Origin of the sequence: Cyclobacterium jeungdonense (assembly GCF_010994275.1) — a bacterium.
Classification (GTDB): domain Bacteria; phylum Bacteroidota; class Bacteroidia; order Cytophagales; family Cyclobacteriaceae; genus Cyclobacterium; species Cyclobacterium jeungdonense.
The window spans coordinates 184,197-208,894 of sequence record NZ_WMCD01000010.1; the positions used below are offsets into that span (position 1 = coordinate 184,197).

A 24,698-nucleotide genomic window follows, 5' to 3' on the forward strand; every position below is an offset into this window, starting at 1 on the left:
ATGTGATAATATGATGATATGATGATGTGGTGATTGGGTTAGGTTTTTAGCTTGTACAAGTCGAGTTTGGCGAGGGTGCGTTCCTGGTCGGTGATTAATAACTCTATCTGGTCGGTGAGGTAGAGCACATTAGCGATGCGGATGATGCGGGTACGGTTTAGGGTGTACCGATCGGACTCGGTGAGGAGTACGTTAGTCCGGTATTTTTTGGACCGGATGATGAGGTTGTTTAGGTCGGTCCAGTAGTGCTTCATGTCTTCGCTGTGCACAAATAGGTTGGACTGTGTCTCTGCCAGGGTACCGGTGGCATCGTAGGCATTGGCAGAAGCAAAGGCATAGCTCCTCCCCTGACCGTCATCCTGCTGCCCATAAAAGGCCGTGAGGCGAATGCCGGTATCGGTATTGAACAGGTTGGCATCGGGACTGTAGGCCGTCAGCTCCAGGCTGGGGAGCTTCCAGCCTTCGTAATAGGCATCCGCTATGGGCGTGGCACCGATGGGCCAGTCTACCGATTCCGGACGGTCGGGGTCGTCCTGTACGTCAAAGGCATATAGCTGCCAGGTAGCAGGGTCTTCCCGCTCCTTTTCCAGTCGGAAGGTAGCGGACAGGGAGCGAACATAGGCAAATTCATCTATCTCCGCATCCAGGGCGCTTAGCTCGGTGTAGGTATCTACCGTGTGATCCGGATCAGGCACCGGCTCCTGAGCGCGGGAGAGCAGGGCATCTTTGGTAGGATAGGAAAATTGCAATCCGGATTCCTTGCCATTTCGGATCAGGAAGAGCTTCTCCACCTTGGTTGTCAGATCCAGTGCCTCCCGGCTGCGGATAATGGAGCGGACAAAGCGGATCTCAACGGCATTCTGCAGCATGTTAAAATCGTACTTTAGGAAGAAGGTATTTTTGATGGCTTTCAGGAAATCCAGCACCGGCATATCCGGCACGTGGCGGGAAAGGCGGATATTGAAGTCAAAGACATTCTGATAGATCAGACTGGTCTGTTCCGGATTATCGTCTCCGGCATCCACATTGCCGGGAGTACGGCGCTGGGAAACCGCTCCCTGGCGCACGTCCAGGAAGTCGATGGGTCGATTGTTATACACCAGCAGCTTTTTGATCAGCGGATCATCGAAGAATTCGCCCGATACGCGGATATTCAGGTGGGCGAAGATGGCTTTGACCACATCCGTCAGATACAGAAAAGGAATAAGGGTATTTTGCCATTGCAAGGCATCCGAAAAGCTGTAGTAGCTGGGATTATAGGTGTCCAATCGGCCCTGATCGTCGTAGCGATTGACAATCCCGTCAAAGATCGGGTTGGCGCCTTCGTACAGATTGGGATTGTAGATCATGGGAAAGGCGATGCGGTTGGCTTCGTCCGGCGTATTGTAGTCGCCCATCAGGAGCCGCTTGGCCGTCTTGGGGGTCGCGATGTAAGAGCGGTTTACCCCTTCGTTTGGCATCTGCACCATCTCAGCCGTGGTGACGGTGCTGGTATCCCAATAGTCAATATAGCTGGCCGAGCTGTGGCCCTCATCCGATACCAGTACCGTTACGATCAGGCCCAGACCCAGTCCTTCGAGCCAGTCTGCGATGGCATCCAGCTGCTCCACCTGGTCTGCATAGTCGTCCTTTTCTAGGAGGAGTTCATTTCCATTTACCGTCAGGCGGGCATCACCGTGGGCACAGCGGATGCGGTAGCCACCTATTTCATCATAGGGAGGATCCAGGAGGATGGTATCTTCCGGATCGTAGCAGGATTGGAGGGAGAGTTTGGCATTGTCCTGAATAAAGAACCCGCTGGACAGCACGAAGACCAATTTGATATCGTCCTGATCTGCTTCCAGCACGTCCAGGTGGCCGGAATAGAGGCGGTTGGCTCTCAGGTACAGCCCGGCCGGGATGGGCTGGCTAAAGTCCGTGGCGGACTGCGGATCTGCCGGCAGGCCCAGGGCCAGGGAGATCTGTTCCGTATTGCGCACCGTAAAGGGAAAACTGTAATCCCCCAGCAGGTCAGGCGTGAATATACCCGTCCGGATGCGCTGGATCAGGGAAGGGACCGGTATGGAAAGGTCATTGACGCGGATCTCTGCCATAGTAGCTGCTGTTGTTATGTGCCAGTCGGGCGCGGTACTCCTGGGCGTGCAGGTATTCGCCATCCTTCTGGTCAAAGGATTCTGTTGGTTGCAATACAATGCGCTGCAGGCTGCTGCCGCTGACCATGTAGGTATGATTGCGCAGGATCATGTCTTTGAGCGCGGTCTTTTCCGGCAGGGAGATATAACCCGTTCGCAGGATCAAGCTATCGAAAGCCAGTTGGTTGTAAGCGGACAAAGTGCCCTCCTGCCGGTCGTGGTCCGGCTGCAGGTTAGATTCGAAGATTTCGGCACTGGCTTCGGAGAACTGCTCCTTTTTGCCAGCAAAGCAGAAACTATCGAATCCGCCCAGGCTATTGCCGTAGAATACCTGTTGCGGATATCGGGGATTGGCCTGAGGCCGCAGGGTAAGGACCTCCTCGGACAGGATACGCCCGGCCAGGCGCAGCTCGATCTGCAGGATATCCTCCCAGTCTTCCGGCAGGAAAAAGCGAAAAACAAAAGGGCGGTAGCGTTCCTGCGTGCCAAGGGGCCTGGACACTGTCTCCTTTACGGTATTTTTATAATGAATGGTCTGTTCGAGGGTATACTCACCCGTTTCGAGTGGGAGCACGTAGAAGATGCTTTTCTCCACCGGATAGACAGGCCGCACCATAGGGCGGGTAGTGAGCCAGAGGTAGGCTTTACCCTCCCAGGGATTGACATCCGGAAAGGTGTATGGCCTGCCTGCCAGCCAGGCGTGACGGCTGGAAGTGAGCGATTCGCCTCCCTCTTGCACCCCATCTACCAGCAGCGCATGGCGGAGCCGGTAGCGGTGGACGATACCATCCAAGGATTCGGTATCCAGGCCCAAAGCCAGATTGGGGCGGTGAAATACCATCTTGCCCAATAGCGCACGGTCTACATGAAAATCCACCCGGCTGAGCTCGTGCAGGTAGGGATTCAAGTATTCGGCTATGGGCGTAAAGGTGCCAGTGCCGTAAGTCTGTTCAAACTCGAGTGTTCCCTCCATCTCGATGATACCCTCATCGGGAATGTCCGGAGTGAGGGAAATGCGGATATAGTCTCTGGTCATGTCCATGGCTTGTGCGGTGGATGTTTCCGATAATTCAAAATGAGCCACCAGCAGCGTATTTGCTGCCGGCATGGTGAAGGAATAGACCTCGTCGTAGCTGACGATCTGGTCGTCCTTTTTCCAGTACAGAAAGCGATTGCCGGGGAATGAATCCGATGGGGTGGCCGTGACCTGTACCGTATCCCCTTCCGTGTAGAAATTGGCACCCGTGACCGTGCCGCCCGACTCCGGAGTGGTGGAGATGGTGAGTTGGTATTGGGTTAATCCACCAGAAGGAGCCGTGGACTCAAAGAATGCGGTGAGCGTGCTATTCGCCTCCGGCATTGTGTAGGTGAAGTCCGGATCTGTGGAGATCACCTCGCCATCCTCCATCCAGTAGGCGAAGCTATAGCCTTCATTGGGGGATGCAGATACCGCCACCTGTGCACCTGGCACCTGGTTGCCCGCACCAGTGAGCGTGCCTGATCCGCCGGGCGTAGCCGTGAGGGTGAGGGCGTAAGTAATGAGTTCGAATACCGCTACCAGGTTACGGTCTTCCTCAGGCATGGCAAACATGTAGAGTTCGCTTTCACTGACCTGCAGTCCTCCTTCCTCCCATCGGAGAAAGCGATAGCCCGTGGCAGGCGTGGCCTGTACCTGCACCGTGTCGCCCTGTTCGTATGGGCCGGTGGTTACTTCGGAGATACTTCCACCTGCGGGAATATTCTGGCTGATGGCTACCGTGAAAACAGCGACAAATACCGCTGTGATGGTGGTATCAGCTGCAGGCATGGCAAAAGTATAATCCGCATCTGTGCTGACAGATGAGCCGCCGATCTCCCAATGGGAAAAGATATAGCCGGATGCCGGGCTGGCCTGGACCTGTACGCTGTCATTTTCCTCATAGGGGCCGGAAGAGACTTCTACCGTGCTGCCTCCGGCTCCGGGAGATTCCTGTACGGTAAGCGTGAAGGTAGGCGGTGGAATGTCTTCAAACTCCGCCACCAGGTCTGCCGATCGGTTGGTAATCAGTAGCGGGGTAAAGGTCAGGGGGTTTTGGGTGGCAAATTCAAAGCCATCCTCCGTCCAGCGCACAAACTGCTTGCCTGATGCAGGCGTGGCAGTGAAGGTGACCTCCTCGTCTTCCCGCACCGGAGAGGGAGAAGCCTCTGCTGTACCATATCCCGCAGGTAATACATCTGCCGTGTAGAAATACAGGTCCTCGACTTCGAAGAGAAGTACGGACTCATTTGGGTCGAGGCTGATAGTGCCCGTGTCATTCTCTATATTGTCCCAATCCTTGTAAACTTTAGTGAGCGGGAAGTTGGCCGTTGCCTCCGTTTCATTGACAAGGTAGATGACTTCAGTATCATCTATAGCGTTCGTGGTACTATTTAAATCAAATAGCGCATTGGACCTCCAGCCTGCCAGATCGTAAAAATTATCGTAGTTGTTGGTAAGATGTATCCTAAAGGGGGTAGCCTCTGCTGCGTCAATGTTTTGGTTATTTATGTTCCCGTATAGGAAAGGATCATCTCCACTAAAGTCACCGATGGTCCGGGCCTCGATGGCTAGCGCTCCCACACCAGATTTGATTTGGTTGCCGGTAGCAGTAATATTCCGCATACGCAAGGTAGTACCCACTCCCTGCACGTTATCATCTGAGAAGCGCAAGCCTACTACCAGGTTGTTCAGGATATAGTTATCGGTAATCCCGCAGTTTTGGTTATTATGCAGATAGATGCCATAGCTATTCGCTTTGCAAAGGTTCTCCCTTACAGTAATATTCTGACAGTTATCATCCAGGTAAATACCGGCACAATCTCCGATTGTAGAAGGCGTTCCTTCCACAGATCCTACATTCCCGATGCAGATGTTACGCTCTACCAGTATATTGGTATATGGGCTAGCAAAGTTGCCAAAGCTGTACAGTCCTGCTCCGTCCCCCTTTACCTGGCAGCAGTTTCGGGCAAGGTTCCTAAGCACAGATGTATCACTTCCCCTGAAGTACAATCCGATATATCCGTTATCATCAAAGATGTTGTCCTCGTATAAATGCTCATCGCAGTTATTTCCCATGATGATACCCATTCCCTGTCCGTCTCCGGATCCGGAGGCACCGGGAATCATCGCTATGTTTTTGATTTTGGATTTACGGATGATAGCTTGGTTCGAATCATCCCGGATGTTCAGACCGTTATTATTAATATCCTCCCAGGTAGACCCTTCCGAAACTACCGCATTGGAAACATAAGTGCGCAATCCTTCATCTCCATGGTGCTGTATCTTGCAATTTTTAAAGGTAACCGAAGTAGAGAATCGAACCATGGCCGCCGCCTCATAACTGCCTTCAAAAGTGATATCTTCAAATACATAAAAATCACTGGCATTCATGTACAGCGTGTACTGATCGTAGCTAATCTGAATGTTTTTACTAGCCGGATCGGTCGTACTGTACAGGTATACCGTTTTTGTGCTGTCATCGTAGCACCAGGCCCCGGCATAGGTCAGGCAATTGATGTGATTTTGTACAAAGTACCCGTAATTGATCGCATAGCTATAAGAGCTACCTGCCGCAGTAGTCAGGGTGCTGCTGGTCTGAGCGGTAATCTCCTGTACATCCTTGATCCATTTGGTTTTTTTAGCTACCAGCTCCCCGCCAACGAAGTTTGGGGCTGATGCCAGATTGGTGCTATCGGAAATCTGGGTATTTGATACCCTATTCTGAATATCATAATATCCCGTCTGTGGCCACCTTCCCTTTGCCCTGGTCACTCCATCCTCCCGCAGCATATTCACCTTCACAAACCCCGCATCTGTATAGCTCCATATATTACCACCTTCATTCACCCAGGCACCAGGCGTTTTAAATCCAGTGATCTTAGGCCTTGGACCTGAACCATACGCACCGATAAGGAATTTATCCAGAGCCGTTCCGTCCTTGCCATCGATATTGACGACGACAAAGGTATCACCCCGCTTGAGCAGGATAGAGTCGCCCGGGGAGGCGACGGATAGTGCGTGGGTGAAAGTCTGAAAGGGGGCAATCTGGGTGCCTGCATTGCCATTATCCCCGTTATTTGCTACATACCATGTTGCCATGATGGGAAATTAGGCAAGGGCGTTGGTGGTGGGTGGGACTCCCTTCGACTCCGCTCAGGGATCGGGGATAATATGATGTGATGGGGGGGACCGCCTTTGGTGGCAATTAGGTTTTTTGAGTGAAATGAGATTGAAAGAAGTTGAAAAGGGGGTACATAGAGTTATGCTCTTTTTTAGTGCATAACTTGTTCAAAACCTTATTTTTATTAAACCTAATTTTGGGTAATGATAGAGGAAGCATTAATGTTACTTTCTTTTATCAAGCTTGTGATGGATATTTTTGACTGGCTGTATGAAAAAATGCAGCTAGGTCAAGTGTATCGGCCCAGCTGCATTTAGAAAGTAACCTTGCAGGAAATTAATGACTCTCTAAAATTCCATTGGTTGAGTAACTTGAGCAGAGAGAGGGCTTAAGGTACAGGCATCCTCTCTGTTGTGACCAGAGGGGATTTTTTTTGTTTCAAAGGTAATATTTTATATTCCAAAAGTATTTATGTGATGTTAATTTCCGGTATTTTCTTCTTCATAAAAAGCTGCCGTTTCCAATAAATGGCTTTCGAAATTGTAAATGTCTTCCAGGGTATCAATGAGATGCTTGGTTTCTTTTTTGTCTTTATCAAAAACACCAATGTATTTGTTGCTGCTATTGAATCTAAGCCTGCAGAGGGGTTTTCGGTTGTTGTCGTCCAGTAAAATACCAAAATAAGACTGGGTATCTCGTGCTATGATGCGGCCTTTTTCTAATTTTCGCCGTAGGATGGCCTGAACGATTCTAAAGCCTTCCAACTCCTCTTCCGTGGTGACTACTTTTGATTCTTCCTCCTCGTCTAAAGGATCAATGGTGGATTTTTCATTTTCTTTGTTTAAAGCACTGTGAAGCCGGTCATTTACCTTCTCAGAAATCATTTGAGAAAATGCTTTTTTTACCAGATCGGTAAACTGCTCCAAAACCTGGGCGGTGATCCTTCCATTGTAATTTTGTGAGGCAAAATGCTTGACAAATTCCGGACTGGGGGCAGAAAGCTCCTGATCTATGGAATTCCGGATCCCTTTCAGATACTTTAACAGCGAGGCATTATCAACTATTTTATCAACGTCAAAATTTGATTTATGGAACTTGGCAATTTCTGCAATCTGGCTCTCTTTCAGGTTTAAGATATCGAATTCGAAAAATGCCTTTTCATCCATTTTATTTGATTCCTCCAGATCAGAAAAAAATCTGTATTGAACGCCATTGGTTAAAAGCGAAAACCTGGTTTTGGTAACATGGAAATACCTGAAAAGTTGAGATCCATGAACGTCAAGCTTTTCTCTCCAGTGCTTGCATTCGATAATTAGAATAGGGATACCATCCTGAAAGATGGCATAATCTACTTTTTCTCCCTTTTTAAGGCCCAAATCAGCCGTAAACTCGGGCACCACTTCAAAAGGATTAAAAATATCATATCCTAGCAAGTTGATAAATGGGAGTACAAATGCATTTTTTGTTGCCTCTTCGGTGCCAATCTGATCTTTAAGTGAAGCGACCTTTTCTGCCAGGGCCTTAATTTGGGGTTGAATATCCATGAGTGTAAAGAATAAAATGAAAGAAAAATTGATTTTAAAACAATTGATGCCTTGAATTTAAAAATTTAATACAAAATATCAAATAAAAGATAAAGTCAGACTGTTCGTTCGATGTAGCTGGAATTGTCAGTAATAAAATATTTATATAAAAAACAATTTTATTCTTAATAAGTTACTCTTAGATATAAAAATATGATTTTAGTTTGTCATTTTTTAAATTTCCATTCACTTTGATATCAAGCTGAATAGCCTAAAAAAAGATAAATATTAGGGGTTATTAAAAAGAGAATTGAAAAAGGGCATCATCATTTCAGCGTGTTCTTTTGCCATTTTTTTTGCTAATCCCACCAGGTGCTCTTTTGCAAACCGGATTTCAACCAGTGGATAGTGCTCTATATTGGCCACAATTTCTTTCCAGGAGTCACTTAATACCGTCAATTCGTCTGTAGCATCGGCTTCTTTCAGTATTTCGGAAATTGAACGGATCTTCGTGGCAGGTGAAGGGTTTGGTTTCTCTTTATTCTTTGAAAGGTTCTCCATATAGATTGAAGCCGTATTTGCAGCACATGTTGAGGTGGTGATAGTAGGTTTTGTAATTGTCCTGGTGGCGTCCGATCCATCCCCATTCACAAAATATTTTGTGCATCCACCATTGCCAGGGTTTAGGGCAGTTGTTGGTGATTTTAGACCAGCTCATAACATCGAGGTGATTATCCAGCCGATAAGGATTATACCTATGATATAAACTATCAAGGATGAAAAGTCAAATTCTGGTTCCGTGAACATGTTTTCGTGCTTTGCCATGTTAGGTTCGTTACTTTTGATCAGACGATTTCATTTACCTTAATAACTTCCTCACATTTAATTTCACCATGGACCGCTTCATCCCGCTCAATATTTAGAAATGTACTCACAGCTTCCTTTTTGCTTCGTTCACGGATATATTTCACACTTTTGAAACTTCCATATACCCCCGTAACCTTATACAAAATCAAGTCACTCACCGGATCTTCCGTACCAGTAGCAAGACTTTTTTTTGAATTCGAAGCAAGGATATTTTCTAAATTTGCACAAATCATTCCAAAGCACGAAAACCTTACCTCATGCCTTATTAGTGATTCTGTATTTGGACTAGATATAGGTTTTGACCTGTCTCTTAATTCTGAAAATTCTTTAAGCAATTTTTTCACTTCATTCTCCATTGGTATTTTGTTTTAGTGCTTCAAATGCGGCGGTGAATAGCTCTTCTTGGATTTTCTCGATGAATTCAATATTGGCTTCCATCTGTACCCTGAAGTGTTCCATTTGGTTGGTGAGGATTTCGTCTATATTTCGCTTTTCGGGAGGAAACTTTACCCGAAATTTGTGGATTCCGTAAAAATCGTGTTGGCTGCCGCTGTCTTCTCCGTCCGTGAAGCGGAATTTGTACATGCCGTTTTCCTGTACCCATTCTACCACGGCAGTGCGGTTGTTAAAGTGCTGGTAGTTGTAGTTGCTTTCGATCACAATGGGAGTGCCGTGCCGGACGGGATTACCGTAGCTGTCCAGGAACTTGCCGTCGTTTGGGTTTGGCTGAACGGGGGGAACGGGGAATTTTTGGGTTTTGGACATTTGATAATGTGATGATCTGCTCCTAAAAACCCCTCCGGAAAATTCCGGAGGGGTGGTCTACACGTGTTACGGGGCGGCAGCCCCTTCTTTCAGGGCACAAGGCCCTCTTCTGGATATAAGCTAGCTTTGCACATGGAGAAGGATTCGAACCTCCGGCACGCGGTTTTGGAGACCGCTGCTCTGCCTGCTGAGCTATCCATGCGTGCCTTCGACTCCGCTCAGGCACCGAATGATGTAATCATAGTGAATATCACTTTAAAATACAAGTGTTTTTCGCTATTCACTTTCGAGCGGGCCTTTAATGGACTGGATGGCGGATTCCATGAGTTGGTAGCCGAGGACTCCCTGCAGGTCGTTGAGCCGGCCGTAATAGGCGCGGCTGTACCATTTTTTTGGCTTGCGGCCGCTCTTTTCTTCCAGAAGGGCACGGTTGCCTGCCTGGCTCTCGATCTTGCGTCCCCTTCCGGCTCCCATGTCGACAAATCGCCCACGCAACAGGAAATCGATCTGCGACTCGAACAGATCCTGAGCGACGGTGAGTACTCTGGTCTTGAAGCTGCGGTCCAGCTCTCCGCTCCTGCCAACTTTCAGCCGCTTCCGCTCCCGCTCAAGTACCATCTCGGTGCGTTCGGTCCAGCGGGTGAGGATTTGGAGGATTCTTGATTGCATGGTTTAACTGGTTAATTGATTAACTGCTTCCATTCTTCCAACTTCTTATGCAGTAATTTTCCGCTTACAAATTCTCCATCCTTCATCCAGGCTCCCCAAGTGCCATGCTCTCTGGTGTAACCTTGATCTCGTAGCCATATTTGAAAATCATTAGCCATATTTTGGTGCTTTTCGCTATTGATTAATCCCAGTCGGCAGGTTCATAATATAGGGTGGCGTCCTGGCCGATGTTGAATTCGAAACGCCAGCCGTAGCAGTTGGAGAATATGGGGCCGACTTTGAAGTACTTGACCTGGGAAAGGTCGAAGAACTCGATGAAGCGCGGGGCGGTTTTGGTGCCTTTGAACCGATTGGTCTTGTCCAGGTGCATCCTGCCAGCGACACCCATTCCTACGGATTTGGTAAGGTCCATTGCGGCCCGCCGCTGCTGCACGTCTCCACGGGTGAGGCACTGCTGCAGGATGAGAAAGGCTCCGAAGTTTTCGTCCCGCATGCCGTTGTTTTTGAAAGAGAGCCTTCCTTCGGGGTTTTCCAGGATCATGGATGGGGTATCGAAATTCAGACTGCTGTTCATCGCTGACAGGATATCGTCGATGTCCATGATGGCGAAGTGATTGTTCTCCTCGCTGTGTGCGATCCGGTGGTACCGGGTGGCCAGGTCGAGGAAGTAGGCTTCGTATTCGGTATACGTAATCATGAGGATCTGATTTTAGCGGCGTTTATTGGTTGTGGATTTTTTGGCGGCTTCTTTTTGCTGGCGGATGCGGAAGGTGATGTCTGTCAGGGCGATGGTAAGATTGGTATTGGCAATCTCGGTAAACTGGGTCATGTTGGCCGACAGGCCGGTCATCAGATCGAGCCAGTTGCCGGACTTTTCTTTTGCGCCGAGCTTCTGCATGAGGTCGGTGTTTTTGGTTTCGTCTTTTTTGAATATAAACGGAAACATCCGGATGATCTGGATGCGGCAGCCATCGAACCACATGAGTATGGCTATCCGTACCGGCAGGGGAAGCCGGGCGATCTGCCTGGCACGAAAAGGAATGGTGGTATCGAGGAGCGGCACCCGTGGGTCTTCGTGTACCTGGGGATCGTAATCCCTGCGGCGCGGCCGGTAGAGGACAGCGATGAGTTTATTGAGCCATTCCTCATCCCGGTCCTTCAGGTAGCGAGTGAAATATTGCTCCGCTTTGACGTACTCCCATAGGGTACAATTGGCCATGGCGGAGGTCGGACCGTAGAAGGTAGGTTTTAGGACACTTTTCCCCCATATTTTTTCCAGCTTTTGGGCGGTAAATTGGGTGAATTCGGCAAAAGAGCGGGTGAGGAATACCAAATCGCCCCGTTCGAGGGTATTGGCCTGGAAGAAGTAAAACCACTGGATCCGGAGCCGCTTGTGCCAGGGAAGGGAGCGGGTGAGGACTATGAAAAGCAGCTTGGCCAGCTTGATCCGGTCCAGCCGCTGAGAGGAAAGCCAAGCTGTCTTGATGACCTGATCGGCGGTGAGCTCGTCCCATCGGGAAGGGAGTGGGTAGGTGGTTTTATTGATGTGGACCTGGTGCATCTTTTGGTTTAATCGGTTAACTGGTTAACTGTTTAATTGAAGGATCTGGTTAGAAGACTCCCAAGCCTCTGAGGAAGGAGATAAGGGCAATGATACCTAAGATGACTATGGCTATAAGGATGTAATTTTTTATCTGCTCCCAGAAAGTGGGTTGGGTTTTGATTTCGGTGGTGGTTTCGATGGTTCGGAGGCGTTCGATTTCTTTTTCTAGCAGGCGGATGGTTTGCTCCTGTTGCTCGCAGATGGCAGAGATATTGCCCAGTTGATCAATGAGCAAGCCTACCTGCATTTGTGTGTCGGGATCGGTATAGGTAAGGGTATTGGTGATGGTTTCAGACTTGACGCCGCTCTGGATCAGATGGACCAGGCTGTCGATATTGATGGTCGGCGACTGTATGGTCTGCCCTGGGATCTCGATGATCCGGGGAATCTCCCGGACGATGACAGAATCTTTAGTGATGATGCTGGTGCTGACCTGGGGGGCTTTGCAGGAGCTTAGGAGTAGGAGTAAGATTGAGATAGATTGAAGGAAATTGAGGGGGATTGATTGGGTTTTCATGGGGATTGGGGTGAATGCCCCGATCCGGGTGCTGGCCGGAAAGGGGCTGGTTAGTGGTTTAGCTTTTTTTGAAAGTGGGCTTGACTACGAAGTCGTAGACGAAGACCTGTCCGAGCAATGCCAGGATCACTTCGAGGATGCCAATACCTGTGGGCAGTGCCAGGGCAATGCCTGCAAACAGGATGGTGACGATCAGGGTGGCGATCTGCCCGTTTATCTTCGGGAAGAAATAGAGCAGCATCTGAGTACCGGAGAGAATGAGGGCAGCGAGGCTGCCGATTTCTGGTAAGTTTTCCATTTTAAGTCTGTATTTGGTTAAGATTCAGTGAAATATAAGTCAGCTTCGGCTTTCCGTCTGGTAACCAATCCAGGGAGAACCTTGCCTCCTGCATGTACCCATCGGTGGAACTCCTCCCGTATGAATGGATCAGAGGGGTTGGTATTTACCTTTCGGAGCAGCGTCGACCGCTCCAGGGCTCCCAGGCCCAGGTTAAAGGCGAATGAAACCAGCGCCGAAAACTGGTTTGGGGTCAGGTCGCGGGTAACAAGTCTGCGAACGCCTTTTTCGAAAGATGCGACGGTATCCTGCAGCAGCTGGGAGGCCTGGGATTCGGTGATGGAATCACCCATCTTTACCGGCTTGCCGTCCGGATAGCTGGTGCTGCCGTATCCGATGGTGGGGATACCGGCCGGACAGATATAGGCTTCGAGGCGAAGGCCTTCAGAGTGTTTTATTAGGTTGATTCCTGTGGATGTGGTTCTCATGGTTTATTTCTATTGGTGACTTGATCAATAAGATCGAGTAGTTTTTCCAGCCATTCCCATCTGGTGAACCGGTACCATTTTACAAAAATGGACCGGAGCTCTACTGTGATGAAAAGGGTATAGAAAGGAAGGTTGAGGTACTTGATCAGGTTGATGTCTGATTCCTGCAGCAGCATTTTGGTGGCGACGCTGAATGATATGATGATGGTGAAATAGGCGACGCATTTATCCATCAGCTTGTCACGGAATATTTTTCCGGAAAACTCTTTTTGCCGCCATGAGATGTAGGAGCCACTGAAGGTATCCATAATGAAGATGATGAAAAAAGCAATGGCAAATGCCCACTGGCTGAAAACATACTGGCAAATAAAAAGGCCTAGAGCGGTAACGACGGCATATAGCTTCGGGTGCAGTATTTCTTCGTAAACATGGGTGAGCTGTGCAGATATGTAATTGAAATTTGGCATAATCATAAGAATACAAGCCCTGCATCGGGGTCGTTTCGGGCAATGTGTGTCTCCTGGTTTTCGTCTGAAATATAGTTGTCGCTGAGGGTATACTCCGGGAAGTGGGCGGCCTGCTCCTGGCAATATTCCAGAAGCTCGGTAAGGGCTCCCCCTGCTTTTTTGGCGTAGGAGGCCGCAATCTGCTGTACCAGTTCCTGCGGGGCGGTGGCCTTGGAAGTGGTGATGCGGCTTTGGAGTCCGTCCAGGATCAGGGGACCATTGTCCGAAAGGATAAGCATGGTATCCATGAATCCCTCTCCTACTGTGGCAAATGCCAGGGCACGGGAAGCTTTGATGTGGGCTGTGTTTAGCCGGGCCTTTTGGGCGGAGTCTTCTTCGGAGTAATATCTGAGGATCTTCTGCCAGAAATCCGGTCCTACTGCTTCGCTGATCACCTCCTCCTGCTGGTAATGCAGCATGGGGAGCAGCTTATGAAATAATACCCGGCTATCACCCAGATGCACAAAGCGCTGAAACTGCCTCAGGGTACTGATCAGGGAAGACTGGGCGGCCTGGTAGGTGTTGGTCGCTTCCCAGAGCGTCTTCAGGTCGCCTGTCGGCAGTGTCTCCATCAGCTCCAGGGCCGATTCGATGGCCGACCAGCCTTGTTTGGAAAGGCTGTCTTTGAGTTCGGCTACCTGCCATTCGAAAGCCGTTTTGGAATTGTCCGTGGAATGGATATGGATACCGGAGCTATCGAGATTAACCTGTCCGAAGCTGATGTATTCGAGCAGGGCCAGGTGGGCGGTCGCTTCGGATAGCAGCTGCAGGAGGTCTGCTTCTGGGGAATTCCCGGTTTGTCCCTCATTGAACAGGTGAGCATAGATTTCCTTGCTGAATTTTTTTTTGATGATATCCCGCTCTACCATGATGACTTTTGGATGGATATCGGAAAAATCCAGCTGCAGGGATACCGGCAGGTATTGTTTGAGTTCGTTGATATTATTGATCAGCATCGGTGTCAGGGTTTGGGGTGGTGTCTCGCTTGGATGGGGTGACCTGGTTCAGGGTCTGCAGGTAGGGCCTTCCCAGCCACCAGTGCGTTTCCCAGTCTTCATTGTTCCATCCGTTGTGCCAGCTGCTGTATTGAAAGGGATCCAGGATGATGTCTTCGTGTGGTGTGACCAGGCTCATATAGATATTTAGTGCTTCGCGCTTGTCAGATCCGGAGCGGTTGGATCCGCCCTTGCCGGGGATGAGTCCGGAAAGGGATGGATCGATGCCGGTGGCCGACATGATCTTGATCACCACTTCGGAAGAATCTGCCAGCAGGGCACCGTCTTTCATCTTGTCATCAACTGCGGTGATTTTCCACCCGCCGTATTCTTTAGCCATGGAGGTCTTGAACATGGTGAATACGGACTTGCCGGCATTTTTTGCACCCATGAGGACATCGTTGATGACCTTGAATTCCTTTTCGATGGCCTTTTTCTTTTCGGCCGCTTTCATGGAATTAAAGTTGGGGTACCGCTCCGGCATCCAGTAATCAGGCATCTCGATGTGGTAGCGGATCAGGGCCAGGTTTTTGAGAATTCCCGCTTTGGTTTCCGGGATCATGGCCCCGAAATCCAGCCAGCCGCTGGTCTGCAATGACCACCAGTGGATGAGCTGGTAGTAGTTTTTGCCTGTGGGATAGCTGAGCGGGAAAATGTATTTGAGCGTTTCCCCCCTCGCCTCTTTGAGTTCTTCGGGGTAAGTATTGAGAATGTCCAGGCACTCTACCCTCCGGAGTTTGTCGTCATTTTCAGAGCTATTCCACTCGCTCCAATCGGGATGCATGTAGACGAATGGGATGGTGCCGTTTTTACGCTTGGCATAACGGCAATCTTCTGCCTCCATGGCAGCGATGCGGGTGACCTGCTGCCGGTCTTCGGATAGAATGATCTGTGGGAAGACGTTAAAGAGGTCGTAGAAATCGATGGAAGCCCGGAGCAGGTAGTGCCTATTGCGGTAGCGAAACTGGTCGATTTCGTAGACCATCTTTCGCATGGAGGGGTACTTCTCCGGATCCATCGGCTTTTTGGTTAAGCGGTCCCGGATGGTGTAATTCAGCCCACCGCCATAGAGGGCGCGGGCCTTCCAGTCCAGGGCGCTGACCAGGTCGGGGTTGTTTTCCTTGGCAAGCCGGGCGAGCTGGGGGAAGTCATTGGCCTGCCCCCACTCTGCGATAACGAGGCTGTCCCGGAGCTCCTCTTCGGATGGGGGTGTCCATGTGGGCCTGTTTCTGCCGATGGAAGGCGAGGAGAAGAGCACCGGTGAGGCGGTCTCCTCGAAGTACATGATGCTGCCGTCGTCGTTGCTTACCATAATATTCTGAGGCCGTTAAAGCGTGTAATGAGTCTGATGTGTACGGTGGTGATGCTGCCATCGGGGGCGGATACGTTCCGGGTGGCATTCTGATAGTGCCTGGGAGATTTGGAACCTCCGAATCCGTCCACCCTACGCATGTGCATGGGGAGGCCCTTGGCGTGTTTGGTGAGAATGCCACCCTCTATGGTCATCTTCTTCCCGCCGGTGTCGCGCTTGCGGTCGCCGGTGACGAAGGTGATGGTAAAGGGGCTGGGATTGCCTTTGTGATCGAGGCGGTCCATGGCCCTGAGTGCATCCCTGAGTCTTATTTTGGCTGGTTTTGCTTCCACGGGGGTCAAGATAGTGGAAGGATGGTGTGGGGGCTGGGACGGGTTAAAGGAGGCTTGATATTGAAATCTTAGGCACCGGATTTTTTTTATTTCTTATTCTAAAAATGCTTAAAAAACATGATTGAAATTCACTTTCATTTTTATAAAAATTTGAATTTCAATTCCTTGCAGGTTTTTACCAAAAAACCTGCCGCCCCCGCGCAGGTTTTTTTGACGACCCACCCTGTCCGCTGTTTGCAATTGCACGGCACAAAAAAAATCCGTATGTGATTACGGATTGCAATTTTTTAAAAAAAAGTGGTCTGATTGGTTTTACATAGACGTTGCCAATAGGAATGATTTGTTGCCCTCCATCATCGGCCTGTATTTGGACCAGACCAAACAATCCAAGGCCTCCCCCCCATGGGTGGCGTGCTGGGGTGCAATGGTTTTCTTTTGTTCGGATGACTTGTCTTTCTGAAAGTCCCCCTTCTTATCTTTCCGGGTGACTGTTGCTTTAAGGGATATCAAAAGATCAATGTTGTTCCCCCTGTTCACCCTGAAAGGTTTAAGCTTTTGGTCCCCTGCCAAGACCTGCTGCCAGAGGTAAAACCTGGATCGGTGGTTTGGTGAATAACCAATGTAATTTTCCATCACATTCCATCCTTTCTTAGATAGTTCAGTAATCCATTCGTCTGCAAAACTGATATCGGACTTGGCGTCCTCCCCTACTGCGGTATGGTCAAAATTATAAATGATGGTATTGTTCACCTTCTTTTTGTGCCGGTAGTACTTATCAAAATCAGAAACCAAATCCTTTATCTTCTTCGGTTTCAAAACAAAAAGGGAATTGATTATGTCATAGGTGGCATCCTTCTCCTGACCTATGGTAACCCAGTTGATAGCAGAGTTATAGTCACAGCCCAACTCAAGGGGCATCTCCCATACAAGGTCGGCATCAAACCTGCAATCCTTTTCGGTCCTCCCGGTAAGCCCGTCTATGAATTCATTGTTGGGCGCATAGTAGCCATGCTTCTCCTCATCCAGTAAATGGTAAAAGGAATTCTCTGGTTTATCTGGCTTCCGATTCAGTACCGATAAAGAGAATTCAAATGGGGTAAGTGTGTCTTTAAAGTTTTCAATAACCTTCAAGCCCAGGGCATGGATATTGTCTGACGTAGATGCTCTACTTACATAATTCAGGCCAATTCTTAATGTATTGATATCATCCAGGTAGCCATCAATTTCCTTTTCAATCTGCTTGATTCGCTTCTTAGTTGCTTTCTCTTTTTCCTGACTCAGGTTAAAAATTTCCTTCTGAACAGCGAGAATAATGCCAGCCACTTCCGTATTACTTTCCTCCTCTATTCCATAGATCCAGTCCCCTGGCATCCCAGGTGTGGGCTGATCAGTAGTGAGCAGAAGGCTCTCGCAACATGCCTGCTCACCATACAGATGGGCCTGACCTCTGAGGGTAAGCAATACTTCTTTAAACTTTTCTCTGGGGAAGAACTTCACCTCATCTGCGTAAATGTAAGCCAGGGAGGCACCATTCGAAATATGGACCCGATCTATCGATATCAGCAGCTGGGCCGATCCATTAAACCATTTGATAAGGTGAGTATTGGTATCTGGTTGCCGGTAACAATTGGGGATTTGCAATTCCTCAGGCGGTGCCTTCCGGATCCAGTAGTGAACATTTTCTTTAAATCCCATTCTCAGCCAACCTTCCTTCAGTCCAGGGATGATCATATTGAGCAGCTTATCATACGTAATGGACACAATACCGCCCAATGATCCCGGCATTTCTAAAACGTTCCTTAGAATGAACTCCGATCCCGGCCCTTCTGTCTTTCCAGTACCACGGCCCCAAATGCATGTGCCGAGCTGTGGTCGGATGAGCGACATTTCCAGTTGCGGAATGTTGTAATGGATCTTATTGATATCATTCATCTTCAGTGGTGGGTTCTAACACAATTGCATCCTCGATTTCGTCGCTTCTGCGCTTCTCTTCTACCAGCTTTTTAAGCCTCGTTTTCCAGTTGGCAGGCAGTTTGGTATTCAGTTCCTCCGGAAAGAATCCGACCTGAAACTCCGGTATCTGGATCCGCTTGTACATTTCGGCATCGGTAGTGCCCATAAATTCAAGAATAGCACTTTTGTACTCTTTCATCAGGCCTGTAAAGGTTTTTCCATCGCCACTGTCCCTGGCTAGGTTGATTCCGGTGATTAGCAATTGCATGTAGGTATCGACGTGGTATTGCTTATTGAAGTGGGTGACATCACCAAAGGCTTCCTGAGTTTCGTTATAGATCCTTCTGGCGGTGGAGTAGGAAATATCCCAGAGCCCTTCCATCATGGAGATGACCTTTTTGGCCCCGCCGTACTTCTGGATCAGGTTGGAACATTCTTTCATGCGGTTTAGCTTTTCCTCCAGGGCAGGGCTTAGTTGTGCATTAGGTAGCTTGCCCTGCAGGAAAAGAACGATCTTTTCCACGTCGGTCCGAATACCAAGTTGGTTGGTCTTTTTCTCCGGCCATCGGTTTTGCAGTACGTTATTGTTTTCAGTGTTGGCTGCCATCAATAATTTTTCCTTTTGAGTGATTCGATCATTTTCACAGCATAGGTCTGGGCCACGGAGCTTCCATTATTGGCAAGGTCCACGATGCTTTTCCGGATCTTTGCTTCAGATAGCAATCGACTGCCGCGAATGGCTCTTTCCAGCTTGGGAGATAGCTGGGTTATTTCCAGAATCTCCATGATTTCCTCATCAGAGAAAAAGAGTCTGCCCAGCTCTTTGGCTTCTTCGATTAGTTCTTCCTCAGTCATTGCCTCCCTCCTTTCGATTAATTTCCCGGCTTATCCAGTCTATATTGAATTGTGCCGTCTGCTGATCAGTAAAGATCACTCCGGCTTCCAGCCTGGGGTTTTTGGAAAAATTGGCTGATCCCATTACGGAAATGCTCCATTCTTCATTGGTGATCACCAGTACTTTCGCATGGCACTTGGTAAGCCGGATATTGGTAATGATGTTGGCGGCCAGCTGAAATGCTTCTGGTTTCCGGCGCTCTATCCGGTAGTCCAAGACTGCATTTAGCTCGGTGATCAGTCCCTTCTGTATCATATCCACCATGGCCCGCATGGATTCCTCGGATATGGTCCAGGTGGTAAACCATAGTTTACATGGGCCTGTCTGGATCAGCAGGTATTCCATGAGCTGGTGCATGGACCACTTGCCTCCGGTGGCAAAGGGGATTACCTGGTTTTTTTCAATATTCCCGACTGCTTCTGCCAGGTCTTTCAGATTGCTGATCAATCTTGGGGAGGGGGCGATATCAGATCTCATTGCGGTCGCTTCCGGACCGGTTGGCAAGTGGCTAATGGTGATATCCTTGGTTGAAAAAAGGCTCATTGCAATGCATTTTCGAGTTCTTTCTTTTCGGCTTCCCATTCGGGAATTTTTTCGGCTTTCAGTTTGCCTTTTTTGGCCTTGCTGATATAGGTACGCAGGGTATTGATGCGCTTGGTCATCTGTGCTTCGCTCAGGTTTTCTATTCCGGACTTGTCAAAATCTGGCAACTGCCCATATTTTTTCACGAAATCGGCCTTATCCCAAAGCTCTTGAACCTGGTCCATCAGGTCCAGGATCTGAAAGGCCATCTCTTTTCGCTTATCCTCGTCGGTTTCATGTTCGAGTTCGATAAATAGAAAATTAGCCTCTTTGTACAGCGGGGCCCATTCTTCCCGGGTTGGCTCGGAGTAGGTCGGGGAGCTGGCTGCCGTGCTCCCCTGCTCTACCTGATAGGGCCTTTCTTTTGCCTGAGATTCTCCAGGTAGTGTTGGCTTTACTGGCGCCGGATCTTCGGGGGTGTTTTTCAGATCGGCAAGGTATTCGTTGAGCTCTTTCTTTAGCTTAAGCCGATTAAAGTCATCTTCTCCGGTGGATAGCGTTTCCTTGACAAAGGCCTTTCCGGATACGTTGCGCTTAAACCAGTCCAGGGCTTCCTGATAGTGAAAGTCATCGAGTAGGGACTGGATATCCTGAACTTTATCCTGGGGAAAGTAAGTTCGAATGAAGCGACTGAGCAGTTGATCGGGGGAGAATGTTTCACTATCCAGTGTCAGGTCAGGCCTGATCCAGCGGGTTTTCTCGGCATAGCGGTTGATGAGTTCCTCGGGCGTGAGTCCCTGGCCGTACTGGGGTACCACATGAAAGTGGCCGTTTTGCTCCCTGGCTCGATGTCTTTGCAGGCAAACTACCGGATCACAGCGGATTTGTACCAAAAATACGTTGTGACGATCTGCGAGGAGCCGATAATGCATGTCTTTGAAAAATCGGGTGGCACCGGTGGTTTCGTACAGGATCTTATCGTGCTTGTCAAATTCCCGCTGGGTGGCCGCAGCCACTTCCCTTTCGAACTGCAGCGGGTCGTGCTGTTCGGTGAGCACATCTTCAAATCGCTTTTTCCGAAAGTCGTCCAGGCAGATATAGGTATAGTCAGGCAGCTTCTCAATGAGCCTCTTGCAAAAGGTGCTTTTTCCGCTGCCCATATTGCCTGCTACGATGATGATCGTCTTCATATCACGAATATGCCAGCAAAAAGCAATTGCAACCGGGACAGGTTGCAATTGCATAATTATCTATCTGCCGAAGAGATTGACTTTGTCGAGGTCAAACACCTTAACATAGGCCATATCCCGGTATTTGCTGAGTAATCGCATAAATTCCGCATTGTGCTTTTCCAGCCTTTCGAGAGAATTGAAGGCATCCATCAGCCGCTTTACCCGGTCTTCATTTTCGTGAATCTGCTTCCAGAAGGCAATTATCGTTTTGGTAAACTCATGCACTCTGATGTAAGGGATCACAGAGCCGATGAGCTGCATCCGGAATACCTGCCTTCGCCAGAGACCATCCAGTAGAAAGTACATTTTCTGACAGTCATCCTCTGACTCCATCAGTATTACAAAGCAGTTGGGGCAGGGCTCCTTTAGTGGTCTCCCGGTATTGTAGCCACGGGATAGGGCAAATAGATGATGCTTTTTGTACCTGGTTCCTTCTTTGTGGGTTTTTACGGAAAATGAGATCATAACTTCACTGCCGACTTTAGTCTCCTGGCGCTGGAGGTTTAAAATGTGAAGTCATGCACCACCCGCAGGCAGGCACTTGGGGCAAGGTGGAGCCGGCAATAAGCCTCTCCGGGTTCCTTTTCCTGTTTTTGGCGGATCACCTTGTATCGGACTGTCTGTTCCGAAATCTCCCCTGTGCCTGGATGCGGGTACCTTTCGCATACATTTTAAAGACAGGTCGTCCGAACATAAAAAAAGGCCCCGGAGGACCTTTTGAAATCAGGAGGCAACTTCCTGTGCTGCTTTTTTTCGCTTCTTGGGGGCGGGTTTCGATTCGATGCGCTTGCTGATGTAGGCAGTGTGCGACCTTCCGTAGTTGTCTTTACTTTTCATGGATGCTACCTCGAATATCAGGTATTCATTTTCACCGTATTTGACCAGATCGCTTTTTAGCAGCTCTTCGACGATCTCCTTGCTGATGGTCACGCGTACGATGTCGAGGTTTCCTACTTTTGATCCTTTTCCGATGTACTTTTTTTCAAATTGTGTCATGATTGATATTTGTTTAGGTTATTAATTTGATTATGCCTGAGATTAGTGGATGGATCAGGGACACATGGGCCATGGGTCCCGATCAAAAACCGGGAAGGATTCCTCAGGAAAGCCCTGTTTTTGGTCGGGAGCGCAGCCTCCCATGGACCGTGGCCCGCTGTCCACATCTTTGCATAGATCACAATTGATCAACCGTCACAAAATCCATGACCTGAAAAAATAAGCGGGTAAAGTGTCTGGTGGAAATTCTTACCGTACTGACCGGAAAGCAATACGTCGATGCTGCAAGAGTGGGCAATCCAATAAAATAACCTGTCGGTAGCTATCGGAAAAGGCGCCTGGAGAAAGCACCTGTATGTCCGGAATCGATTACACCCGGCTAAAGTAAAAAACAGGAAATTGACTACAATCAAAAGGCCCCGGAAGTCATTTGGGAGGATGACAAAAAAAAGGGGGAACTCCCCCTATATCTGGCCTTCATCTGCCAGGCTGTAATATCCTTCTTTGGTGATGATCAGGTGATCCAGTATCGGCATATCTATAAATTGTCCGCCACTCACGAGTTTTTTGGTTATTTTCAGGTCTGCATGGGAGGGCTTTAAATTTCCTGATGGATGATTGTGAGCTAAGATAAGCGCATTGGCATTGGTCAGAAGCCCGAACTGAAAGATCGTCTTTGGGTCTACGATCACGGCAGCGGTGCCGCCAGTGGATACAAATCTATAGGCAATTATTTTATTGGCCCGGTTTATCGAAAGCACACAAAAGGACTCAGTATACTCGATGGTATCCTGATCCCAGATGGTCTTTAAAAATCCGTTCACATCAATAGAACTGGATACTTTGGCGTAGGGCTGCCCGGTGGTCCGGTAGGATACTTTAGCTTCGCCGATGGTGTTGAAGATCTGAAGTTGTGCTGAGTTTTTCATGATAGCCTTGCCGACTTTATGCTCCTGGCTCTGGAGGTTTTATGAAAATTGATTTTGGCTACCACTCCGGCACCTGAAGGGAATAAGGGCAAGAGGAAACGGAATAAAAAAGCGGGGGAATGCGGGCAGATTTATGCCGTAGTCTCTTGACCCGTATCCCGGCAGCGTACCGAACTTTGCTAATATCTATTGGAATTAATGTAGGGTGGGTTTGGCTTAGGGATAGAAGCAAGGTACCGTGTACCGCGTATAGCCCGGCCAGACCGAAGGAAGGGAAAGCCCCAAAAAGTATAGTTCAATAATAACTAAAAATACTATATAAACAAACTTAAATGTATTTTATATAATGTTTTTTGTAATACAAAAAAATCCCCACCACATTCGGCAGGGATTTTCTGGGTGATTGTGATTGTCTGGTTTGGTTATACTGAAAAATCTGCTTTACTCGTCCATTCCATAGCCAGGTCGCACGAGCCGGGATCATAGTGTAGATCTACCCGATAAGTGGCATGGTTGACATGGAATGCTTCTGGCTCCGGAGCTACGTATGATGTGATTCGGTCTACATCATTTACAGGCTGTGCCTGACTCTGGTATATCTCCGGTGCCGGAGGTACTTCGTAATCCGACTCCATTACCAGCTTGCATTCGCTGCAGAGTTCCTGACCCGATACTTCTACCTTCTCAGCAGGTGGGTCGGGTTCGATGGGCCAGGTAGCTCCTGCCAGGAATACCATAAAGGCCAAAAGTGCGATGAGATTTTTCATTGGCAATTTGTTTTGGTTAAAGTGTGATCGTAAATAAATGAACTTCAATATGCCCTCTTCCGGGCAGTCGTCATGGGACATTGTAAAAAAGCCCCTGCCTTCGACTCGTTCGGTAGTCACGGCCGGGGCCTTAGTCAATTAACAATTAACCCAAAAATCCAACATTATGAAATTTCTTCTTCTTTGTCCTTGCTTTTCTTCCCGGATGGTTTGGCCTTTCGCAGGTAGCTGCTTCCCCTGGCCACAAGCCTCTCGGCGGTGGCTTCGTTGATCTTTGACAGGTCCACGATTCCCATGAAAGTACCGATAGGCCCGGGCTTCACGCCCAGGACTTCGTACTTACCATCCAGTATCTTGGTGACTTTGCTCATCAGACGGCCTCAGTTAGCGGCACCTCATCGATGAAATACGGTGCATGAAAGATCGATCGGACCACAAAGTTGGTCACTTTCTCTCCGGTGATCTCCGCTCCTACTTCTATGCCTCCGGAGTCCACCTCTGCAGGCAGGCCCATATAGCCAAGGATGCAATACTGGGCAGCTCCCAGAAACTTAAAGGCCACGACCAGCTTCCGGTTACGATTGGCTCTCAGGAAACCTACCAGCTCCTTGTCCGCTCCGGATCTGGCGATGGTGAGCATGTTCATAAAGGCCTTGGCTCCCCGGGGTCCTTCCAGCGTGGTGCTGAGGGCGTTTCTTTCCAGGGTGGCGGAGAACTTATGAAACTTCGTTCCGGTGGCCATGGTGAAAGTGGCAGCTGCCAGGTCCACGTAGTCTGCGTTGGTCGTGCCTGTATCCAGGTCCGGCAGGGCGGGGAAGGTCTCGATGTCAAAATAGTCCGCGATACATACCTCCGTCTCCAGAGCCGCGGACTCCTCCAGGTAGTTTTGTCCGGTATAATCAAACAGATCCATCTTACTTCACTTTTTTGATGAGGCCAGACTGCTTTTTGATCAGTTCTTTGGCTATTTTTTCGTCAGAGGCGATGTCCTCAGGCTTGTAGGTCTTGTCTCCCTTGCGGAAGCCACCCACTACCTGGTACACTGATCCATCTATCTTGATGGTCCTTACCTTGCCGGCATTTCCGGCCTTTACCTTTTCCTTAAGATCAGCCACGATCTCCGCAGCATCTTTCAGCTCAGATTCGTTCTTTTTGATCTCTGCTTTCAGATCCTTGTTTTCGGCTTCGAGTGCTGCGACCTTTTCTTTCATGGTCGCCAGTTCTTTTTCGGAATCGGAAGCGGCTGCTGCCGCTCCCTTGTTTTTATCTTCTGCCATGG

Annotated in this window: 28 protein-coding genes and 1 tRNA gene; 1 reads left to right on the forward strand and 28 read right to left on the reverse strand. The window is 48.9% G+C overall.

What is annotated here, in order from left to right; translation table 11 throughout:
* Positions 1–38: 38 nt before the first annotated feature.
* The 11 genes from GKS34_RS18625 to GKS34_RS18675 all read right to left on the reverse strand — a co-directional run bounded on the left by GKS34_RS18625 (position 39) and on the right by GKS34_RS18675 (position 12,215).
* Entirely contained in the window at positions 39–2,093 is a 2,055-nt protein-coding gene (locus tag GKS34_RS18625; RefSeq protein ID WP_163386491.1) for a hypothetical protein, read from the reverse strand.
* Complete coding sequence (locus GKS34_RS18630; RefSeq protein ID WP_163386492.1) at positions 2,071–6,249, reverse strand: InlB B-repeat-containing protein; 4,179 nt, start codon at positions 6,247–6,249, stop codon at positions 2,071–2,073. Before GKS34_RS18630 ends, GKS34_RS18625 begins: the two co-directional genes overlap by 23 nt.
* Positions 6,250–6,750: 501 nt before the next feature.
* The gene (locus GKS34_RS18635) at positions 6,751–7,815 is read right to left on the reverse strand and encodes a type I restriction endonuclease (RefSeq protein ID WP_163386493.1); all 1,065 of its coding nucleotides are present in this window, start codon (positions 7,813–7,815) and stop codon (positions 6,751–6,753) included.
* 267 nt (positions 7,816–8,082) lie between these two features.
* A complete protein-coding gene (locus tag GKS34_RS18640; protein WP_163386494.1) occupies positions 8,083–8,355 on the reverse strand; it encodes a hypothetical protein in 273 nt (90 codons plus the stop codon).
* A 284-nt stretch (positions 8,356–8,639) separates the two neighbouring features.
* The gene (locus tag GKS34_RS18645) at positions 8,640–9,017 is read right to left on the reverse strand and encodes a hypothetical protein (protein ID WP_163386495.1); all 378 of its coding nucleotides are present in this window, start codon (positions 9,015–9,017) and stop codon (positions 8,640–8,642) included.
* Positions 9,007–9,426 (reverse strand): hypothetical protein, encoded by a 420-nt coding sequence (locus tag GKS34_RS18650; protein WP_163386496.1) that lies wholly within the window; start codon positions 9,424–9,426, stop codon positions 9,007–9,009. Before GKS34_RS18650 ends, GKS34_RS18645 begins: the two co-directional genes overlap by 11 nt.
* Positions 9,427–9,555: 129 nt before the next feature.
* Positions 9,556–9,628 (reverse strand) — tRNA-Trp (locus GKS34_RS18655).
* A gap of 74 nt (positions 9,629–9,702) precedes the next feature.
* Positions 9,703–10,095 carry a hypothetical protein gene (locus GKS34_RS18660; RefSeq protein ID WP_163386497.1) on the reverse strand — a complete coding sequence of 131 codons (393 nt, stop codon included), beginning with the start codon at positions 10,093–10,095 and terminating at the stop codon, positions 9,703–9,705.
* A gap of 181 nt (positions 10,096–10,276) precedes the next feature.
* Positions 10,277–10,792 (reverse strand): hypothetical protein, encoded by a 516-nt coding sequence (locus tag GKS34_RS18665; protein ID WP_163386498.1) that lies wholly within the window; start codon positions 10,790–10,792, stop codon positions 10,277–10,279.
* A 12-nt stretch (positions 10,793–10,804) separates the two neighbouring features.
* On the reverse strand, positions 10,805–11,656 hold the full coding sequence (locus GKS34_RS18670; RefSeq protein WP_163386499.1) for a hypothetical protein: 852 nt from the start codon (positions 11,654–11,656) through the stop codon (positions 10,805–10,807).
* A 49-nt stretch (positions 11,657–11,705) separates the two neighbouring features.
* Positions 11,706–12,215: a hypothetical protein gene (locus GKS34_RS18675; protein WP_163386500.1), complete on the reverse strand. Its 510-nt coding sequence runs from the start codon at positions 12,213–12,215 to the stop codon at positions 11,706–11,708.
* On the opposite strand from GKS34_RS18675, the gene GKS34_RS18680 reads away from it, so the two are divergent.
* Entirely contained in the window at positions 12,214–12,504 is a 291-nt protein-coding gene (locus GKS34_RS18680; protein WP_163386501.1) for a hypothetical protein, read from the forward strand. The two genes, GKS34_RS18675 and GKS34_RS18680, sit on opposite strands and share 2 nt — an antisense overlap.
* A 26-nt stretch (positions 12,505–12,530) precedes the next feature.
* Here the strand turns inward: GKS34_RS18680 and GKS34_RS18685 are convergent, their stop codons facing one another.
* From GKS34_RS18685 to GKS34_RS18765, 17 genes are all read right to left on the reverse strand, one after another.
* Positions 12,531–12,980: a lysozyme gene (locus GKS34_RS18685; protein ID WP_163386502.1), complete on the reverse strand. Its 450-nt coding sequence runs from the start codon at positions 12,978–12,980 to the stop codon at positions 12,531–12,533.
* Entirely contained in the window at positions 12,977–13,447 is a 471-nt protein-coding gene (locus GKS34_RS18690; protein ID WP_163386503.1) for a phage holin family protein, read from the reverse strand. The genes GKS34_RS18685 and GKS34_RS18690 overlap by 4 nt, the downstream gene beginning before the upstream one ends.
* A gap of 2 nt (positions 13,448–13,449) precedes the next feature.
* A complete protein-coding gene (locus tag GKS34_RS18695; protein WP_163386504.1) occupies positions 13,450–14,442 on the reverse strand; it encodes a DUF6712 family protein in 993 nt (330 codons plus the stop codon).
* On the reverse strand, positions 14,429–15,499 hold the full coding sequence (locus GKS34_RS18700; RefSeq protein WP_163386505.1) for a hypothetical protein: 1,071 nt from the start codon (positions 15,497–15,499) through the stop codon (positions 14,429–14,431). The genes GKS34_RS18695 and GKS34_RS18700 overlap by 14 nt, the downstream gene beginning before the upstream one ends.
* Before the next feature lie 287 nt (positions 15,500–15,786).
* Positions 15,787–16,125 carry a hypothetical protein gene (locus GKS34_RS18705; protein ID WP_163386506.1) on the reverse strand — a complete coding sequence of 113 codons (339 nt, stop codon included), beginning with the start codon at positions 16,123–16,125 and terminating at the stop codon, positions 15,787–15,789.
* Between the two features lie 312 nt (positions 16,126–16,437).
* Positions 16,438–18,057 (reverse strand): hypothetical protein, encoded by a 1,620-nt coding sequence (locus tag GKS34_RS18710; RefSeq protein WP_163386507.1) that lies wholly within the window; start codon positions 18,055–18,057, stop codon positions 16,438–16,440.
* Entirely contained in the window at positions 18,050–18,685 is a 636-nt protein-coding gene (locus GKS34_RS18715) for a hypothetical protein (protein ID WP_163386508.1), read from the reverse strand. Before GKS34_RS18715 ends, GKS34_RS18710 begins: the two co-directional genes overlap by 8 nt.
* Positions 18,685–18,933 (reverse strand): hypothetical protein, encoded by a 249-nt coding sequence (locus GKS34_RS18720; RefSeq protein WP_163386509.1) that lies wholly within the window; start codon positions 18,931–18,933, stop codon positions 18,685–18,687. Before GKS34_RS18720 ends, GKS34_RS18715 begins: the two co-directional genes overlap by 1 nt.
* A complete protein-coding gene (locus tag GKS34_RS18725) occupies positions 18,926–19,516 on the reverse strand; it encodes a phospholipase D-like domain-containing protein (RefSeq protein WP_163386510.1) in 591 nt (196 codons plus the stop codon). Before GKS34_RS18725 ends, GKS34_RS18720 begins: the two co-directional genes overlap by 8 nt.
* A complete protein-coding gene (locus GKS34_RS18730; RefSeq protein ID WP_163386511.1) occupies positions 19,513–20,685 on the reverse strand; it encodes a P-loop nucleotide/nucleoside kinase family protein in 1,173 nt (390 codons plus the stop codon). The genes GKS34_RS18725 and GKS34_RS18730 overlap by 4 nt, the downstream gene beginning before the upstream one ends.
* A 60-nt stretch (positions 20,686–20,745) precedes the next feature.
* Positions 20,746–21,192, reverse strand: coding sequence for a DUF6943 family protein (locus GKS34_RS18735; RefSeq protein ID WP_163386512.1), 447 nt, complete (start codon positions 21,190–21,192; stop codon positions 20,746–20,748).
* Between the two features lie 258 nt (positions 21,193–21,450).
* Complete coding sequence (locus tag GKS34_RS18740) at positions 21,451–21,723, reverse strand: hypothetical protein (protein ID WP_163386513.1); 273 nt, start codon at positions 21,721–21,723, stop codon at positions 21,451–21,453.
* 464 nt (positions 21,724–22,187) lie between these two features.
* Positions 22,188–22,652, reverse strand: coding sequence for a JAB domain-containing protein (locus tag GKS34_RS18745; protein WP_163386514.1), 465 nt, complete (start codon positions 22,650–22,652; stop codon positions 22,188–22,190).
* Between the two features lie 422 nt (positions 22,653–23,074).
* Entirely contained in the window at positions 23,075–23,419 is a 345-nt protein-coding gene (locus GKS34_RS18750) for a hypothetical protein (protein ID WP_163386515.1), read from the reverse strand.
* A 164-nt stretch (positions 23,420–23,583) separates the two neighbouring features.
* Positions 23,584–23,790: a hypothetical protein gene (locus GKS34_RS18755; protein ID WP_163386516.1), complete on the reverse strand. Its 207-nt coding sequence runs from the start codon at positions 23,788–23,790 to the stop codon at positions 23,584–23,586.
* Complete coding sequence (locus GKS34_RS18760) at positions 23,790–24,332, reverse strand: hypothetical protein (protein WP_163386517.1); 543 nt, start codon at positions 24,330–24,332, stop codon at positions 23,790–23,792. Before GKS34_RS18760 ends, GKS34_RS18755 begins: the two co-directional genes overlap by 1 nt.
* 1 nt (position 24,333) lies before the next feature.
* Positions 24,334–24,696, reverse strand: coding sequence for a hypothetical protein (locus GKS34_RS18765; protein ID WP_163386518.1), 363 nt, complete (start codon positions 24,694–24,696; stop codon positions 24,334–24,336).
* Positions 24,697–24,698 lie beyond the last annotated feature (2 nt).